Origin of the sequence: Colwellia echini, assembly GCF_002843355.2 — a bacterium.
GTDB lineage: Bacteria > Pseudomonadota > Gammaproteobacteria > Enterobacterales > Alteromonadaceae > Colwellia > Colwellia echini.
In genome coordinates this window covers 1-18,487 of sequence record NZ_PJAI02000034.1, presented here as the reverse complement: position 1 = coordinate 18,487, position 18,487 = coordinate 1, and the positions used below count along the sequence as shown (strand labels likewise).

14 protein-coding genes are annotated in these 18,487 nt (G+C 37.4%); 5 read left to right on the top strand and 9 right to left on the bottom strand.

The features are described from left to right. The first annotated feature begins 263 nt into the window (after positions 1-263). Positions 264-545, top strand: coding sequence for a hypothetical protein (locus CWS31_RS16660; RefSeq protein WP_101342790.1), 282 nt, complete (start codon positions 264-266; stop codon positions 543-545). Between the two features lie 211 nt (positions 546-756). Here the strand turns inward: CWS31_RS16660 and ssb are convergent, their stop codons facing one another. The 3 genes from ssb to CWS31_RS16645 all read right to left on the bottom strand — a co-directional run bounded on the left by ssb (position 757) and on the right by CWS31_RS16645 (position 5,367). Then, positions 757-1,419: a single-stranded DNA-binding protein gene (ssb, locus tag CWS31_RS16655; RefSeq protein WP_281286845.1), complete on the bottom strand. Its 663-nt coding sequence runs from the start codon at positions 1,417-1,419 to the stop codon at positions 757-759. A 359-nt stretch (positions 1,420-1,778) separates the two neighbouring features. Next, positions 1,779-3,107, bottom strand: a complete 1,329-nt coding sequence (pssA, locus tag CWS31_RS16650; RefSeq protein WP_101342788.1) for a CDP-diacylglycerol--serine O-phosphatidyltransferase — start codon at positions 3,105-3,107, stop codon at positions 1,779-1,781. 181 nt (positions 3,108-3,288) lie between these two features. Continuing rightward, positions 3,289-5,367: an oxidoreductase gene (locus tag CWS31_RS16645; RefSeq protein ID WP_101342787.1), complete on the bottom strand. Its 2,079-nt coding sequence runs from the start codon at positions 5,365-5,367 to the stop codon at positions 3,289-3,291. A gap of 349 nt (positions 5,368-5,716) precedes the next feature. Between CWS31_RS16645 and CWS31_RS16635 the strand changes: the two genes are divergently transcribed. Then, positions 5,717-6,262: a hypothetical protein gene (locus CWS31_RS16635; RefSeq protein WP_101342785.1), complete on the top strand. Its 546-nt coding sequence runs from the start codon at positions 5,717-5,719 to the stop codon at positions 6,260-6,262. Between the two features lie 147 nt (positions 6,263-6,409). Here CWS31_RS16635 and CWS31_RS16630 read toward each other — a convergent pair whose 3' ends face one another. Further along, positions 6,410-6,625: a dodecin gene (locus tag CWS31_RS16630; protein WP_101342784.1), complete on the bottom strand. Its 216-nt coding sequence runs from the start codon at positions 6,623-6,625 to the stop codon at positions 6,410-6,412. A gap of 129 nt (positions 6,626-6,754) precedes the next feature. Then, the gene (locus tag CWS31_RS16625; RefSeq protein WP_101342783.1) at positions 6,755-8,119 is read right to left on the bottom strand and encodes an MFS transporter; all 1,365 of its coding nucleotides are present in this window, start codon (positions 8,117-8,119) and stop codon (positions 6,755-6,757) included. 188 nt (positions 8,120-8,307) lie between these two features. Here CWS31_RS16625 and uvrA point away from each other — a divergent pair, with 188 nt between their 5' ends. Further along, positions 8,308-11,136 (top strand): excinuclease ABC subunit UvrA, encoded by a 2,829-nt coding sequence (uvrA, locus tag CWS31_RS16620; RefSeq protein ID WP_101342782.1) that lies wholly within the window; start codon positions 8,308-8,310, stop codon positions 11,134-11,136. 140 nt (positions 11,137-11,276) lie between these two features. On the opposite strand, the gene rluF is transcribed toward uvrA, so the two are convergent. Next, positions 11,277-12,236 carry a 23S rRNA pseudouridine(2604) synthase RluF gene (gene rluF / locus CWS31_RS16615; protein ID WP_101342781.1) on the bottom strand — a complete coding sequence of 320 codons (960 nt, stop codon included), beginning with the start codon at positions 12,234-12,236 and terminating at the stop codon, positions 11,277-11,279. 203 nt (positions 12,237-12,439) lie between these two features. Here rluF and CWS31_RS16610 point away from each other — a divergent pair, with 203 nt between their 5' ends. Continuing rightward, a complete protein-coding gene (locus CWS31_RS16610; protein WP_101342780.1) occupies positions 12,440-13,213 on the top strand; it encodes a glycerophosphodiester phosphodiesterase in 774 nt (257 codons plus the stop codon). 132 nt (positions 13,214-13,345) lie between these two features. Next, complete coding sequence (locus CWS31_RS16605) at positions 13,346-15,397, top strand: alpha/beta hydrolase family protein (RefSeq protein ID WP_170252919.1); 2,052 nt, start codon at positions 13,346-13,348, stop codon at positions 15,395-15,397. A gap of 105 nt (positions 15,398-15,502) precedes the next feature. On the opposite strand, the gene CWS31_RS17635 is transcribed toward CWS31_RS16605, so the two are convergent. The 3 genes from CWS31_RS17635 to CWS31_RS16590 form a co-directional block, all read right to left on the bottom strand. Continuing rightward, positions 15,503-15,667: a hypothetical protein gene (locus CWS31_RS17635; RefSeq protein WP_170252918.1), complete on the bottom strand. Its 165-nt coding sequence runs from the start codon at positions 15,665-15,667 to the stop codon at positions 15,503-15,505. Positions 15,668-15,857: 190 nt separating this feature from the next. Beyond that, positions 15,858-16,958 carry a metalloprotease gene (locus CWS31_RS16600; protein ID WP_101342974.1) on the bottom strand — a complete coding sequence of 367 codons (1,101 nt, stop codon included), beginning with the start codon at positions 16,956-16,958 and terminating at the stop codon, positions 15,858-15,860. A gap of 558 nt (positions 16,959-17,516) precedes the next feature. After that, positions 17,517-18,487, bottom strand: a 971-nt coding sequence (locus tag CWS31_RS16590) for a BspA family leucine-rich repeat surface protein (protein WP_148747782.1), incomplete at its 5' end; no start/stop codon positions are given.

Sequence of the window (18,487 nt, the reverse complement as noted above, 5' to 3'; positions counted from 1 at the left end):
TTAATGAGTATCGAATATAGCTCTGAGTTGAGAAGAAACTTAATCAAATTGGTATAACAATAACTAATTGATATTATTAAGTTATACATATTCATTATCCCGAGTTCAGGTTATTTATATTGTTTATGTTAAACCGATCAAAAATTTATATTTAACAAAAAATGAGCTGGTACAAAAAATAACACTAACTTGACACTTGCTAACAGAATTTTAGTGCACTTTAGATAAGATGAACTCACTAACTTATTTAAGTGAGACAACTTATGTTCAATTCTCCAGAAAACAATCATCAAATTTCAGATAGTCACTTTATACAAGCTAAAGATAACCTCAATAGTCACAACAGTAATAACGACAATTTATGGGATCAACTTAATCTCAATCAACAGTTTTCTGTCTGTAGTCTCGGTGAGTTCGGTTACATGCTGACTTCAATTCGAGCTATTGCTGGTCATAGATTGGCTATTTTGACAAAAAATAATAAAGTGGCAACAGTAAATTCGACAGGCGTTATTAACTTCAGTCCTACAATTAACTGCCCTTAATCACCTCCCTTAACTAAAAGCCTTTATTTTAATACTTCTTATTTTAATTATTAAATAACCTGAGTTCAGGAAGGAAAAATACTACAACAACCCTAATTATCCGTTATCGTTTTACTACCAATAACAGCCAACAAAAAAGGAGCCAAAGCTCCTTTTTTATTAAATTTTATAAATGTGTTTTTTAACTTAATACTTTACATTTAACTATGTGCTAAAACGGTATATCGTCATCAAAATCAATTGATGGCTCTTGCGGATTCACTTTAGGTGCCGCTGGTTGTCTTTCATATCTGCTTTCTGGCTGTGCTTGTGGTGCAGGTTGACGTTGTGCAAAGCCACCAGGAGGTTGTGCTGCTGGTTGACGAGGAGCATAACCACCTTGCTGCTGTGGCACAGGTTGTTGTGGTGCAGGTTGACGCGGAGCAAAACCACCTTGTTGCTGTGGAGCAGGTTGTTGCGGTGCATGTTGTTGGCTGTAACCACCTTGTTGAGGTGCTTGCTGTTGTGCATAATCACCCTGTGATGATGACTTACCGTCTAACATTTGCATTATACCGTTATAGCCTTGTAACACAATTTCCGTCGTATATTGATCTTGGCCTTGTTGATTAGTCCATTTACGTGTTTGTAAAGCTCCTTCAAGGTATACTTTTGAACCTTTTCTTAAGTATTCACCAGCAATTTCGGCAAGCTTACCGAACATAACCACACGATGCCATTCGGTTTTTTCTTTTTGCTCACCTGTTTGCTTGTCTTTCCACGAGTCTGATGTTGCCACAGTAATGTTTGCTACTGCGCCGCCATTTGGCATAAAACGTACCTCAGGATCTTTACCTAAGTTACCTACGATTATTACTTTATTTACACCCGCCATGAAAATATCCTATTATTTGCGCTATTAAGACCTACGTTATTTATATTTATTCAACGATTTATTAAGTTGAAAGAACGTGTCTTGGGAATTTATTTTAAGGGAGTAATTCTATAGTGCGCGGCGATCAAATTCGAGTGATTTTTTGTTAAAATTCGATTTATTTACTTTATACCAAATCAAATAAGTTTCTTCCCACTCAGCAGCTAGAATTAAAAGGCTTGGAGGCAAGGCATTGATTGAAGATATGGTTCTTCAAGAAAGCAACTCCTGCATTTTCTTTATAAGCTACATCCATCTAACGCCCTTATCTAAATCAATAACGCTGGCTATAAGCCTTTTAAATTCGCCTTTTGGGCTGTTTATAAAAAGCGTTTCAACACTCGGTCAATTTGCACTGCACGAATCTTTTTCAACAGCTTTTGTGGTTTTTCGGGGTAATCGGCTACCGATTCTATTTCTAAATAATTAGTCACTTTAGTAGTATTTGCTAAAATACCAACTAATTCATTATTCGTTGATTGCAGCAGTGATTTTCCAACATCGTCAATTAATAAGCCATTTTCTAAATCAAGCGCCCAAGCACGTGGGTTTAAATTACTGCCAGTAATTAAATGATATCTGTCATCAACACGTACACCTTTAAGGTGAAAGCTATTATCATTATCTTTCCACAAGTGAACATTGAGTAAACCTTTATCAATAAAGTTCTGATAGCGCTTTACAAAACGCTGCAACAGCATTTCATATACATAAGGGACAATACCTATAGTGCTAAAATTTTCTTCTTTGGCAATAAAAAAATCATTGGCGGTTTTATCGCCCACTATGATAGTAGTTTTAACCCCGCGTTTTAAAGCTTTAACCACATCTCTAGCAAGTGAGTGAGGCAAGTTAAAGTACGGGGTAAAAATAATAATGTTTTTATTGGCTTTTTGGATTAAGTCACGAGTTGCTTGGTTTAGTTCATTCTTACGGCGACCAAAACCTACTAACGGGGTGATAAAGACTTTATTCTCTAACGATTTAGATTGATTCAAACTTGCTTGCGGGGGGACGACATAATGAGATTTTTTTAATTGTAGTTTTAACGCAATTAAATTTTTCTTTTGTTGCTGCGCATCAGGTTTAAAGTCTTGATTAAGTAAGGGGGCAAGCTCTGAGTCGATAAAGGTTTCAACTAGATAATGACAAAAACTATCGGTTAATGATTTACTGTTAATAGTGCAATAACGATCTAAGCGATATCGCTCACCTTGATGTAGATAAATATCATTGATACTAGCGCCAGTATAAAAAAGAGTGTCATCAAAAACCATTCCTTTTAGATGTAAAACACCAAACACTTCTTTGCGCTTTACCGCAACACCGTAAATATTAATTGTTTGCGGGTAATCTTGTGCTAATTGCATGTACAAAGCACGATTGCCTAAGCTTGCCTTTTCACCAATTAAGCCACGTTGAGCACGATTAGCATCAACAAAAATGTTAATCTCAAGTTTGGGAAAATTAGCTTTAGCTTGATACAACGCGTGAAGAATTTCTCTACCTGCATCATCATCTTGTAGGTACAAAGCAGTAATAAAAATACGCTGACGCGCTGATTCAATCAATAATAATAACTGCTGTTTGTATGCTTTAGGCGTGGTAAAAAACTCTACATCACTACCATCAATAATTATTTCTTGCACTGTGTTCTATCTGAAAAAATCAATTCGGGACAGTATATCAATAGTTAACAGCAGAAATATAGGTTTTTTCACTTATTATCCGCGCTAATCTACACAAATAACGGCTATTTACCGCTAAATACTTTCATAATTATTAATCAATTTATCGGGATAAGATAAAGTAAATGCTACACAAAGATTATTAAATTTTAACGGCTAATTCAGCCGCTTGGCGTATTGCTCTTTTAGCATCAAGCTCTGCGGCAACATTAGCACCACCAATAAGGTGAACTGGTAAACCACCTGCTAGTAATACTTGCTGCAAGTCTCGATTTGGCTCTTGTCCTGCACAAATAATAATATTGTCTACTTCAATTAATTGCTCATTTCCATCAACCTCAATCAATAAGCCTTGGTCGGTAATCGCTTTATAGGTAGCGCCTGCAACCATTGTAACCGCATGCTTAGCTAAGTTAGCTCGGTGTACCCAACCAGATGTTTTACCTAAACCTTTACCAACTTTACTAGGTTTACGTTGAAGCAAAGTAATATTTCTTGTTGGGGTATGTTTGGTAATATCAGCTTTATTCAGTAACGCGCCACTTTGTTGATAGTTTTTATCAACTCCCCAATTTTTAAGCCATGCATCGAGATCATGCGATAAAGGCTTTTCTGCTGAGTCTGCAGGTAAACTTTCAGATAAATAAACAGCAACATCAAAACCAATACCACCTGCGCCGATTATAGCTACATTTTTACCTACCTCAATTTTATCGCGCAACACTTGTAGGTATGAAAGTACTTTACCATTTGCTATGCCATCATCTAATCCATCAATTGTTAATTTTCTTGGCTTAATACCTGTTGCAAGAATGACTTCATCAAAACCTGATAGTAATAACTCCTCCGCACAATTATCAATGGCTAAATCGCTGTTAAGGTGTACTTTAATACCATGCAAACTAAGCTGCTTATTAAAATATCGTAAGGTTTCAAAAAACTCTTCTTTACCGGGAATTTGTTTGGCAACGTTGAACTGCCCACCAATTTCACTGCCTTTATCAAACAACTCCACTTGATGACCGCGCTGCGCGGCATACACGCTGAATGCTAAACCTGCAGGGCCTGCACCAATTACAGCCAGTTTTTTACTCTTATTAGCTTTCTCAAGTACAAGCTCGGTTTCATAACAAGCCATTGGATTAACTAAACAGGAAGCGCGTTTTTGCTCAAAAACATGATCTAAACAGGCTTGGTTACAGCCAATACAGGTATTAATTTCATCAGCTTTATCATTCGCCGCTTTATTCACAAAGTCGGGGTCTGCCAAGAAAGGTCTCGCCATTGACACCATATCAGCCTGCCCTGTTGCCAAAATATTTTCTGCAACCCCAGGGGTATTTATGCGGTTTGTAGTAATTAACGGAATTGTCACTTCCTGCTTCATTCGCTCAGTTACCCAAGTAAATGCAGCTCTAGGCACTGAGGTGACTATTGTTGGAACTCTTGCTTCATGCCAACCTATACCGGTATTAATTAAGGTTGCGCCAGCTTTCTCAACTGCTTTTGCCATAGTAACCACCTCTTGCCAGCTATTACCGCCTTCAACTAAATCGATCATTGATAAACGAAAAATAATAATAAACTGCTCGCCTACTTTAGCGCGAACCGCTTTAATGGTATCAATAGCAAGTCGCATTCTATTGTCTATACTACCACCCCATTCATCAGCGCGTTTATTGGTTCTGATGCAGGCAAATTGATTAATTAAATACCCTTCAGAACCCATTATTTCAACGCCATCATAACCAGCCTTCGCCGCTAATTTTGCTGCGTAAGCATAATCTTTAATAGTTGATTTAATTTGTCTAACCGACATAGCAGAGGGCGTAAAAGGGGAAATAGGTGATCTTATTTTACTCGGCGCAACAGCAAAAGGATGATAAGCATATCGCCCTGTATGCAATAACTGTAAACATATTTTTGTAGGATATTGATGTACGGCTTTGGTGATTTGTTTATGCTTATTAACTTGCCAAAAATGACTTAATTCACTACCAAAAGGAGCGATACGACCACGTAAATTAGGGCTAACGCCACCTGTTACAATTAACCCAACACCACCTTTAGCGCGAGCTTGATAGAATGCGGCAAGTTTAGCAAAGCCACCACGCTCTTCTTCTAAGCCGGTATGCATAGAGCCCATAAGAACTCGGTTAGCTAGTTTGGTAAAACCAAGATCTAGCGGTGCTAATAAATGTGGGTAAGCTGCTGTAGTCAAAATCAGACTCCGTCATTGGTCGTACCAGTTTGTATTGATTTATTAATCTACTGTCATTTAAACAAAAATACAAGTTATGATAAAATCATCTTTTACTTTTACTGTTAACGTTAATAAAAACATTACCAGTAATATTAGCAGCAGCATTACCGTACTGCGTAATTATACCAATCGGATTAATTAAGTGATCCATTTTTAATGAGGATAAATATTCAAGAGCAAGGCGCTTGATTGAGCAATAGCTGGCTATTGGGATTGAAAGCAACGATGTTATTGGATATTTAAGCCATTTTAAAAGATCACTTAGTTAGTTGGATTGGTATTAAATTTAATGACCAAGATTAACTTTATGACTTTAAGCGTTGCATCTACACCTAACAAAAAACAATTAATCCAACTTATACTCATAGCGCTTGAGAAAGAATTACAACAAGCCATTAATGCAGCAAATGAAGCTCACGCGGCGGCAGTTGACGATCAAAGTGTTGCTGAAACGCAATATGATACCTTAGCGATAGAAGCCAGTTATTTAGCTGAAGGGCAATCAAGAAGAGTAACTGAGTTTCAAAACTCTATTGATGCGTTTAAAAAGCTCGATGAATTTCTAGCTTCGAAAGCATTGACTTATATAGATAAGCATAGTTCTACTGAGCTAAGAGCAGTATGTGCATTAGGCTCACTTGTTCAGTTAGCTGCGGATGAGAAAGCCAACCATTGGTTTTTTATGGCTCCTGCTGCAGGTGGGTTTCGGTGTGAATTAGCACAACAAAAAATCACGGTAATAACGCCAAAATCGCCAATGGGTATGGCAATAATTGGTAAACAACCAGATGATGATATTGAAGTGATGCTTGGAGCAAATAAATTAGAAGATTATATTGCTGCGCTGAAATAGGTTAACCTGAGTTAAGCTTAAATGAGAAAGATAAAGATACATAAAACCTAGTAGAGCATTGAGAATACTAGGTCTATTTAGCCAGTTAACCTTTTATACAGATAAGGTTTTATACAGGTAACGTTTTAAACAAGTAAATATAAAAAACTAACTTGCTTCTATGCTAAAACCTATTTTCAACGTGACTTGATAATGACCAACCACGCCATTAACAATATGACCGCGGGTATCAACCACTTCAAACCAATCCATATTTTTGACGGTTTTACTACACTCTGCCAATGCATTCTCGATTGCATTTTCGATGCTCGTTGGAGATGAACCTACAATTTCAATTTTTTTATAACAGTGATGATCAGACATAATAGTTACTCGCTTAATAGTTGAGGTTTAATAACAAAAAGTATGAATATTAACTTAGCAGCCTATTTCGCTTTCAACAATATGCCCGACTAGGTTCACGCTCAATTTATGTAACAAAGCTTGTAACTGCTAGCTTTTCAATAATGCTTTAATAGCCACAAGATCTACAATTTTTTCATCTACTTTCAAATAGGCAACGGCTTCGGTGTGTACTATCGTTGCTTCAATTACGCCAGGCATATTAATCAGTTGCTCTGCAATAATGTCAGCCTGCTGCTCATTATCAATTTTAGTGGCGTAACTAAAGTTTTTAGATTTTTTTAATGGTTTCATACCAAAGCTTAATAACAACCACAGCACTGTCACGATAGCCATCACGAGGAAGATAGTATGCTCGCCGAACTCGCTAGCAATATAACCACCAAGCATACCGCCAACAAAAGCACCTAAAAACTGACTACTTGAATAAATTCCCATTGCGCTGCCTTTCACACCAGCAGGTGCGATGCGCGATAAAATAGATGGCATGGTTGCTTCTAAATAGTTAAATGCGGTAAAGAAAAGTACCACTGATAATACCAAACTCCACAAGCCAAGGGGTAACAACCAAAGAGAAAATAAAGCAATAGCTAATAAAGCAATAGCGGCGCTAAACATCGGTTTTTCTTTTTGTTTTTTCATCGCATATATCATAAAAGGCACCATCAAAAAGAAAGAGCCAAGTAAAGTTGGTAAGTATAATTGCCAATGATGATCTAACGCTAAACCGCTAGCCACAAACTGTTTAGGAAGTGTTACAAAGCAGGCAGTAAGTGCCATATGTAAAATAAAAATGCCCCAGTTTAAACGTGATAATTGTGGGTCGCGAATCAAACGACTAATTTGTTTAGGCAAAGCAACGCTATCACCACGTGGTGCTTTATTAACTGAGTTTGGCACCATAAATTGAATCATAAACATGGCGACAATGGTTAATACACCAGTAAACCAAAACAAACCACTTAACCCAAAATTATCGGCAACTATTGGCCCTAAAATCATCGCAAAAGTGAATGACAAGCCAATAAACATGCCAATAGTTGCCATTACTTTAGGTCGTTGTTCTTCTCGGCTTAAATCAGCCGCTAAGGCAAGTATCGCACTAGCAATTGCGCCCATGCCTTGAATCGCTCTACCTAATACCACGCCATAAATAGAGTCAGACATTGCAGCAATAATGCTACCAATTAGAAACACCACTAAGCCAGCTAAAATAACGGGCTTTCGGCCAAATTTATCAGACAGAATCCCCATAGGTATTTGCAGTAAAGCTTGCGTTAAACCATAAGCGCCAATCGCTAAGCCTAACCATATTGGGCTATATCCTGTCAGTTGCTCGCCATAAATTGCGAACACAGGAAGGATCATGAACAAGCCTAACATGCGAATGCCAAATACACTGGCTAGGGAGAAGGCGGCTTTTTTCTCAATACGGTTTAAACCTGAAACACTCATAACCTTGCTAAAACCTTAAATAAAACGAACGAGGAGGAAAAATTACGCGTAGTTTAACACGCAACGTGAAGCAACAAAATCCAAACATGAAAACAACAGATTATGTACCGTTTATACAGTATTTTTTATGCCATGTTTCTATGCCATAATAACCGATTCTATTTTATCGCTATTGAGTTAACAAACGCATGAAAAGTATTGAAGTTAGAGGCGCTCGAACGCACAACCTCAAAGACATAAGCTTAACTATTCCCCGAGATAAACTGGTTGTTATTACCGGTCTTTCTGGCTCAGGAAAATCCTCTCTCGCCTTTGATACTCTTTACGCTGAAGGCCAACGCCGTTACGTTGAGTCACTTTCTGCTTATGCACGTCAATTTTTATCTTTGATGGAAAAACCTGATGTTGATCACATTGAAGGCTTATCGCCAGCTATTTCAATCGAACAAAAATCAACATCTCATAACCCGCGTTCAACCGTAGGTACAATTACTGAAATTTACGATTACCTGCGTTTACTTTATGCCAGAGTTGGCGAGCCGCGTTGTCCTGAACATGGCCAAGCGCTTGCCGCACAAACTATATCGCAAATGGTTGATAAAGTTTTAGAGTTAGAAGAAGGCACTAAAGTAATGTTACTTGCACCTATTGTGCAAGACCGTAAAGGCGAGCATGTTAAGTTACTTGATAATTTAGCCGCGCAAGGTTTTATTCGCGCTAGAATTGACGGTGAAGTGTGCGACTTATCTGATCCACCAACATTAGAGTTACAGAAAAAACATACTATTGAAGTAGTAGTTGACCGTATTAAAGTACGTGAGGATCTTCAATTACGCTTATCAGAGTCGTTTGAAACAACGCTAGGTTTAACCAACGGCACGGCTAAAGTCGCCTTTATGGATGAGCCAGACCGAGAAGAGTTAATTTTCTCGGCTAACTTTGCCTGTCCGCATTGTGGTTACAGCATGCAAGAATTAGAGCCGCGATTATTTTCTTTTAATAACCCTGCAGGTGCTTGTCAAACCTGTGATGGTTTAGGTGTAGAGCAATATTTTGATAGTACACGTGTTATTGCCAACGGTGAGTTAAGCCTTGCCGGTGGTGCAGTGCGTGGCTGGGATAAACGTAATTTTTACTACTTTCAAATGCTGCAAGCCCTTGCTGATTTTTACAAGTTTGATGTAGATAAGCCGTTTAACGATTTATCCGCCAAAGCACAAAAAGCAGTACTTTATGGTAGTGGCGAGCAAGAAATTGAATTTAAATACATGAACGACCGTGGTGATGTTGTTGTGCGTAAACACCCTTTTGAAGGCATCATCAACAACATGCAACGTAGGTATAAAGAAACTGAGTCAAACTCAGTGCGTGATGAATTAGGCAAGTACCTTAATTCACAGCCCTGCCCTGATTGTCATGGTAGCCGTTTACGCTTAGAAGCGCGTAATGTGTTTATCGAAAACACACCACTTAATGTTGTTGCTGAGTTTTCAATTAGTGAAGCATTAAACTTTTTTGAAGGTTTAACACTCACAGGACAAAGAGCACAAGTTGCCGAAAAAATTCTAAAAGAAGTAAACGAGCGTTTAGGTTTCTTGGTTAACGTGGGTCTTAATTACCTTAACTTATCACGTGGCGCTAACACCCTATCAGGTGGTGAAGCACAGCGTATCCGCTTAGCTAGCCAAATTGGCGCTGGTTTAGTGGGCGTAATGTACGTACTTGATGAACCATCTATTGGTTTGCATCAACGTGATAACGAACGCTTATTAAAAACCTTAATTCACTTACGTGATTTAGGGAATACTGTGATTGTGGTTGAACATGATGAAGACGCAATTCGCGCTGCTGATTTTGTAATTGATATTGGTCCCGGCGCAGGTGTGCATGGCGGTGAAATTATCGCCCAAGGTACTGTTGATGATATTCTAGCGTGTAAAGACTCACTTACAGGCAAGTATCTTTCAGGCGTAGAGAAAATAGAAATTCCTAAAAAACGTAATGCCATCGACAAAAAAAATGTTATTAAGTTAACAGGCGCTAGCGGTAACAATTTAAAAAATGTCGATTTAGTTATTCCTAATGGTTTAATGACTTGTATTACTGGTGTTTCAGGCTCAGGTAAATCAACGCTAATTAACGATACTTTATACAAATTAGCACACACAGAATTAAATGGCGCAACCACACAAGAGCCAGCTCCGTATAAATCAATCAAAGGGTTAGAGTTACTTGATAAAGTAATTGAAATTGATCAAAGCCCGATAGGTAGAACTCCACGTTCAAACCCTGCAACTTACACCGGTATATTTACTGCTATTCGCGATATTTTTGCGGCAACACAAGAATCACGTTCACGTGGTTATAAATCAGGTCGCTTTAGCTTTAACGTAAAAGGCGGTCGTTGTGAAGCTTGTCAAGGTGACGGCATGATCAAGGTAGAAATGCACTTTTTACCTGATGTGTATGTACCTTGTGATGTTTGTAAAAGTAAGCGTTACAACCGTGAAACTCTAGAAGTTTTATACAAGGGCAAAAATATCCATGAAGTATTGGATATGACCATTGAAGATGCTTTTGAGTTTTTCAAACCAATACCAGCAATTAAACGTAAGTTAGAAACCTTAGTTGATGTTGGCCTTAGCTATATTAAGCTCGGACAATCAGCTATAACACTGTCAGGTGGTGAAGCGCAACGCGTGAAATTATCAAAAGAGTTATCAAAGCGTGATACCGGTAAAACCTTATATATTTTAGATGAGCCAACCACTGGTTTGCATTTTCATGATATTAAGCAATTACTGCAAGTGATTCATCGCTTGCGTGATAAAGGTAATACGGTTGTCGTTATTGAACATAACTTAGACGTGGTAAAAACCGCTGATTGGATTGTAGATTTAGGTCCTGAAGGCGGTGCAGGTGGGGGTGAAATATTAGTTACTGGTACTCCAGAGCAAGTTGCTAAACACCCTACATCGCATACCGCGAGATTTTTAAAGCCCTTGTTAAAACTGTAGTTAAAATCTTAGTTAAAGCCGGTGTTAAAGCTGGTGTAAAAATAAAAGCAAAAGCGAGAGTTAAATACATTTAAAACCATTAAAACTAAAAACTAAAAAGCCAGCTTAACTAGCTGGCTTTTTGCATTATTTATTTTATATTACTTTTTAGGTTTCACACTGTTATAAGGCCAATTGTCATTCTTTGGCTTTTCAACATCACTGCCATGCTCCGCACTATCTTTTGCTGGCGGCGTATATTGATAAATTCTCGGCTTATGCTCTTTACTCGCACTTTTTAATTTTACGCTAGCGTGATTTGTACCGGCATTTATGTTTCTAACATTTTTCGGCTGAGCAGTATTTACCGCGGTTTTACTTGAGCTTTTCACGGCGCTATTAATTTCTGCCATTTCACTTTCGGTTAGATCTCGCCACTGCCCAGGAGCTAAATTATCAAGTTCAATCTTCATAATGCGCGAGCGTTTAAGTTTTACTACTTCATAATCAAGGTATTCACACATACGGCGAATTTGACGATTCAGGCCTTGATTAAGAATAATAGTAAACACAAAGCGACTTACCGGTTTAACAATACACGGGTTAGTAATAGTACCAATAATAGGTACACCACGAGCCATTCTATCTACAAAGCGTTCACTAATCGGTTTATCAACCGTCACAATATATTCTTTATCATGTCCGTTTTCAGCGCGTAAAATTTTATTAACAATATCGCCGTCACTGGTTAATAATATTAAACCTTCAGAATCTTTGTCTAAACGACCAATAGGGAATATTCGTTTTTTATGACCTATAGCATCAATAATATTGCCGCGCACATGTGATTCAGTTGTACAGGTAATACCGATAGGCTTGTTATAAGCAATATAAACACGATCAGATTTGTCACCTTTAATTGGCGCAACATCAAAACCGTCTACCTTAACTATATCGCCCTCTAACACTTTAGTGCCAAGTTCAGGTACAACATCGTTAATGGTAACACGACCATCTTCAATCAATTTATCGGCACTACGACGCGAACAATAGCCAGAATCACTAATGAATTTATTTAAACGTTTTGGGAAAGTTGAAGTGGTCAATTTAATATTACTCATTTTTATAGAACAATTTAGTATCACTACTATTATATCTTTAAAATTATACCAGTTTCATTAAATAATGATTAACTAATTCAATGAGAAAATTTTATCAGCCACACACTATTCACTTAATAACTGTCACGTTATTAGCTAAATAATATTATACTCAAAGCCTAACCTTACGTCTTTATCCTTAAAATCTAACGCTAGATATTATTATGAAAATTTTTGCACACCGTGGTTTAAGTGCCACCGAACCAGAAAATACTTTATTAGCTATTCAAGCGGCTATTGATCTTAACCTTAATGATATTGTCGTTGATGGTATTGAAATTGACATTTTTGAAGTTGAAGGGCAGTTAGTAGTTATCCATGATCGTTGGTTACAGCGCACCACCTCGGGTAAAGGTTTAATTAGCCAATGTAGTTTTAAAAAATTACGTCAACTTGATGCCGGCAAAGGTCAAAAAATTCCAACCTTAAATGAAGTTTTCGCAATATTACCTGCTAACTGTATATTAAATATAGAAATAAAAGGCGTTAACACTATATCCTTGTTATTAGCTTGTATCGACCAAGCAATAACAGAGCACGGAATTAGCATTCAACAATTATTATTATCTTCATTTAACCATCATCAACTTTATGAAATATCTCGCCAACGTCCTGAGCTTGCCATTGGGGCGTTAACCGACTCATTACCGCTAGACTACGCTAAATTTGCTACTCATCTCAATGCCACTTCGGTTCATATTAGCATTAACTCTGTCAACGATCGTTTTGTGCAAGACGCCCACCAACGCGGTTTAAAAGTGTTTGTTTATACGGTTGATGAATTTGAAGATATTGCAATGCTAGCAAAAATTGGTGTTGATGGTATTTTTGCGAATAATCCGCAACAAGCACTAGAGCACTTCAGTAATTATCAATTGCTCGAATGTTGTGAGGTGTCAAATCGAATAGATCCTATCCACGGTTTTACTCAAAATTAAAACTCTTGTAAAAAGACTTTGCTGATTACTGCTTAAACAGTAGCGAAAAAGTAATAATTTATGATTTAAATGTTTTGCCATTTTACTATTTCGTGTCAATATCCATGCACTTTTTGTAAGGTAATAAATAACATGAAACTAATAATAAAATTATTTTGCGTAACTCTTTTTTCACTTTTTTGTTTAACTAATACTGCTAACGCTAAGATCCCCTTGGCGGCCTACGGCAACACTCCCAATACCAGTCTTATGACTATATCGCCAAGCGGTAAATTTATCGGCTTTCGAAAAACTTCTGCCGACAAAGACGTTTATATGGTGTTCTCCTTAAAAGAAAATAAAGTTGTTGCCAGTGTTGATGTTGGCGACAGCAAACCCAGTAAGGCTTACTTCGTTTCAGACAAGCAAGTCATTCTTGTTGTTGGTAAATATCAGCAAACTCACGGTTTTTATGGATCATCACCACAACATTCCACTTATGCGTTAGGTTTTAACTTATCAACGAATAAGATTTATCGATTGTTAATTCCAGGCGAAGGTATTTATGATAATCAGTGGGGACTTGGTGATATTTCAGGTATATCGGCTGATGGCGACTTTGTTTATATGCCTGCTTATGTTGGCGGTGTATTAAGTGGCGAGTGGGAAGGCGTAGATAAAGATTTAATGAAAACGCGACTAACTGGTTCACGTAAACCAAGATCTTTCATTAAAGGTACTGAAAACACACGTGATTATTTTATGGACGGTAATGATAATGTATTAGCACGAACCTCATACGATAATGAAAAAAACATTTACACCATTCAAAGTAATATTAACGACAGCTGGATTGATATTTATCAAGAAGCAAATGAAATTTCCTTTAGTATTAAAGGTATAACACCAGACAAAAAACATTTAGTTTTAGGCCGTTATATTGACAAAAAAAATAAAGCTAACTTGGCAATACCGGTAGATGGTAGTGCCATTATGCCAAATCGAAGCAGTTCACAACCAACACAAGAACTACCAACAACAGAAGATAATAACCTTACCTATTACACCATGAGTTTGATAGATGGTAGTATTTCTGATAAACCTATATTCTCGAACAATAATGCCTCGATAGAATCGGTTATTGTTGACGTTAACCGAATTGTTTATGGCGTTAAATATTCAGGCTTTTTACCTAGCTATAAGTTTTTTGATGAACGCATAACTGAGCGTGTAACGCAGCTAACTAAATCCTTCGCTAATACAGCAATACACTTAAAAGATTGGACTGCAGACTGGAAAAATATTTTAGTTTTCATCGAAGGACAAGAATCATCAGGTGAATACGTTATTGTTAATAAAAAAAATGAACTGAATGTAGTAAGTACGGGACGACCAGCAATCCCTTATACCTCAGTACACCCTATTTCTGTTTTAAAATACACTGCGCAAGATGGTATGAAAATTCCTGCATTAATTACTAAACCAAAATCATGGAATGGTAAAACAAAATTACCGACAATTATGTTGCCACACGACGGACCTGAATCGTATGACAGCATTGGTTTTGATTGGATGGCGCAATACTTTGCCGAGCAAGGTTATTTAGTTATTCAACCGCAGTTTAGAGGCTCAGCTGGTTTTGGTACTAAACACCGAGATGCAGGTTACGGTGAATTGGGTAAAAAAATGCAATCTGATTTAACCCAGGCATTAGCTGCAATGGTTAGAAAAGGCGTAGCAGATCCTGATCGCGTTTGTATTGTTGGCGGTAACTACGGTGGATATGCCGCATTAGCCGCAGGTGCTTTTAACCCAGACTTATATCAATGTATTGTGGCTTTTAATGGCGTATCTGATCTTGAAATGATGGTATCTAAAAAGAAACAAAAACTAGGTGATGATAATTGGGTACTTAACTATTGGGATAAAGTTGCAGGCAATAATAAAGATAAAACTATTCTACTCGAAGAAATATCGCCAATTAACCATACAGCTAACTTTACTGCGCCGGTGTTATTAATTCATTCAGAAAATGATAGTACAGTGCCTTTTAAACAATCAAGCGAAATGCATGGTGCGCTGCAAGAGAAAAACAAAGAAAGTATCTTAATTACACTTGATAAAGATGATCATTACCTCAACCTCAGCGAAACACGTGTACAAGTTTTGACTGAAATATCTCAATTTTTAAAAGAGCATATTTAAAATAAACTGTTTAGTTTAGATAAAAGCAGATTCAAATAGGTTATAAAGCCTCGTTAGTTCACTCTAGCGAGGCTTTTTTATTGCGTAGCGTGCTAATGCAATTGCCTAATGAGACAAGGGTAACTTCATAGGTTTGCATAAATAGCCTTTATTATGCGCGGCACGCGCGCAATCTTTGCAAGCAAAGCGTGGTTTGTCGACAATATGCGCTAACTCATGCACATTCTTTTCAATTTCTTTCTTTTTCCACTTACATAATGTTTTTGTCATACAGCCCCCCCTCAAACCAAACTTAAATTAAACTCAAATGAAATTAAGCCTCAAATTTAAATTTGGTCAATATGTTCCTAGGTCAAACCTTAGGTTGCCTCAATAACTAATTATATGACTCATTCAATACTTTATACACTGAACTTACTTTATTACTTTGTAAATAAAATACCTTTTTGATGCGCTTAAATTAACTACCTAATATTTTAAGAGGTAACGATAACGCGCCATTGTCTGTTTGACCTACTAGCCAAATAATGGCGCACAATCCACCTAATGTGATCACATACCAAATAACTGAAACAATTTGAGCATAGCGATTAAGCGGCAGTAAATCACTTAAATGTCTGCGTTTATATTCAAAGAAAATCTCGATACTACCAATAGCGAGTAAAAATCCTAGCAAAGCTAAACCAAATTGATAACTAATATAAACTCCCAAAGCTGCGCCCAATACACAAGCGATTAGGCCTACTTTAGAGTTAATTGAAAAAGCGATACTTTTCAGTACATGCCCACCATCAAGCGGTAATACAGGTAACATGTTAAATAAATTAAGTAGTGCATTAAATACCGCAAGACCTGCCAGTATTTCTAAATCAGTAATCCAATAACCAATTAAACAAGCGATAGATAATATTAAGCCAAAAAATGGCCCCATAATTGAGATAACAATATCTTGCCAACGGGTGTTAATTTTATCGTCACTCAGCGCCAAGCCGCCCACAAAAGGAATAAGGTAAATACCTTTGGTTTTTAAACCAAAATACTTCATCGCTTTAATATGCCCATATTCATGAAACACTAAACAAAGTATTAACGCGATAGCAAAGGTCGGTGAAAACAACCAGCTATAAGCAGCTAAGCTACCCGCAGCAAAAAGTACTTTAATAACTTTAGCACTTTTCAGTAGTTTTAAACCAAGCCCTGCCATGCCGATAAAACTAAATTTAAATGGTTGCTTTATACCTTTTTCATGTGATGTTTTACGTTGTTCAATATCTGTTTCCGTAAGGGTGTTTTCTTCTAGCAACTCGTCATTTACTGATAATTTATATTGCAGTGAAAATGGCTGCCATATTAATGAGCCACTCAGTTCAACTTGTAACGCTTTAGTTTCAAGTTCACCCGTTTCACTTTGCAAAGAAAATTGATGGCTGAATGTCTCATTATCTGCACGGGCAGCAATTTGCGAGACACATTGATCGCCCCAAAATAGTTGCTGCCAACCTGCCATTGAAGCTTCTAACCGTAATGTTTTACCTAAACACGCTATTTCTAATAGTTGCACGTTACACTCACTGCTTAATTTATAATTTGAAGGCAATGAATTGCTAAGAAATTGAAAAAAATATCATTGCCTGATTATCGCTATATTATACCCAAGCCACTTCAAAATACAGGATTCAGCTTGTAATAGAAACGTCTTTAAGCAAGGCATTGATTGAAGAGAATAGCGTTTTCTTGTCGAAATCAATAACGCGGCATAAAACGTTTCTAAACAAGCCCTTTGGGGACGTCTGAGTAAATCATACTCATCGTTGCATCTATTTTTAAGGGAATAATACTGAATAAAAAGATGCGCCTTGATTATGGTTTACTCAGGCATCCTGAAACGAGTATTTTAAAGTGGCTTGGGTATAAACGATACGGCAAGGTTTTATCGAGAATAGTTAATGATTAGCTGTATTAAACGAGCAAAAAAAATAGATTACCGAGCAGTCGCTTGGTAATCCATTTAATTTTAGTGTGCTTGGTTAGTAATTTAAGTGAGTTTAAGTGAGTATCAGCTTTAATTTTATTCGCTTTAATTTTTTAACTATTTGATTTAATTATTGCTTGGCAATATTTAAGGTGCGCAGTCGATACAACCGCCATCGGTTATTTTCCAACCGTGGTCGTCAGTTAACTTTTTATGCGCCGCTTGCGCCGCCGATGAATATTGCACGTTGTCTGCGTCAAATAAAACGCCATCAACCACGTCTTGTTGGCTCCACGCATTTAACACGACGTCGTAATGAGTAATTGACAGAGCGGAGTCACGAAACAGTTCACGAAGGTCTGTAACATGGCTTATTTGCCAAGCACTAATATCTTGATCAAAAGCCGACTCTTGAAAAATAGCATATAAAACCTCAGCATTACTGAGATCCCAATTCCCTATCGGCTGATTAAACACACTTTGAATAAACAGATCTCTAATGATGGTTACCGAGCTTACATCCCATTTATCAAGTGGCTGATTAAAGGCTTTTGTGCGGGCAAACATATATTCCATATTTTCAACTTTGCTCATATCCCAGTCATTCAGTGGCTGATTAAAAACATCAGTTCCGGAGAACATATAGCGGGTATTAGTTACATTACTCATATTCCACTTACCGACGGGCTGATTAAACGCTTTAGCATTCAAAAAAGTTGCATTCATAGAGGTAACCGAGCTCACATCCCAATCACTGATGTCTTGATTAAACAATGCTGCATCACCAAAAACCCCTTCCATATCAGTCACCAAACGAATATCAGGACGGTCACTAGCAGTACTCACCATATTTTCTGCTTGATAAAAGGCATAATACATTGACTGCCAAGCAATATCGCCCCACTGCTTTAGCTCAACTAATTTTGCGCTGTCAGAGTTATTATATTCAAAATAGGTTTGCGGGAAAGTACCGCTAATGGTTACTGTGTATGTACCCGGATCGTCATAGGTGTGCGATGCATCGGCGGTAAGGTTTTCTTCTATATCACTCTCATCACCCCAATCAACACTGTAGTTATATGCATATTCAGTGCTACGGGTAGTTATAATAATTGTAT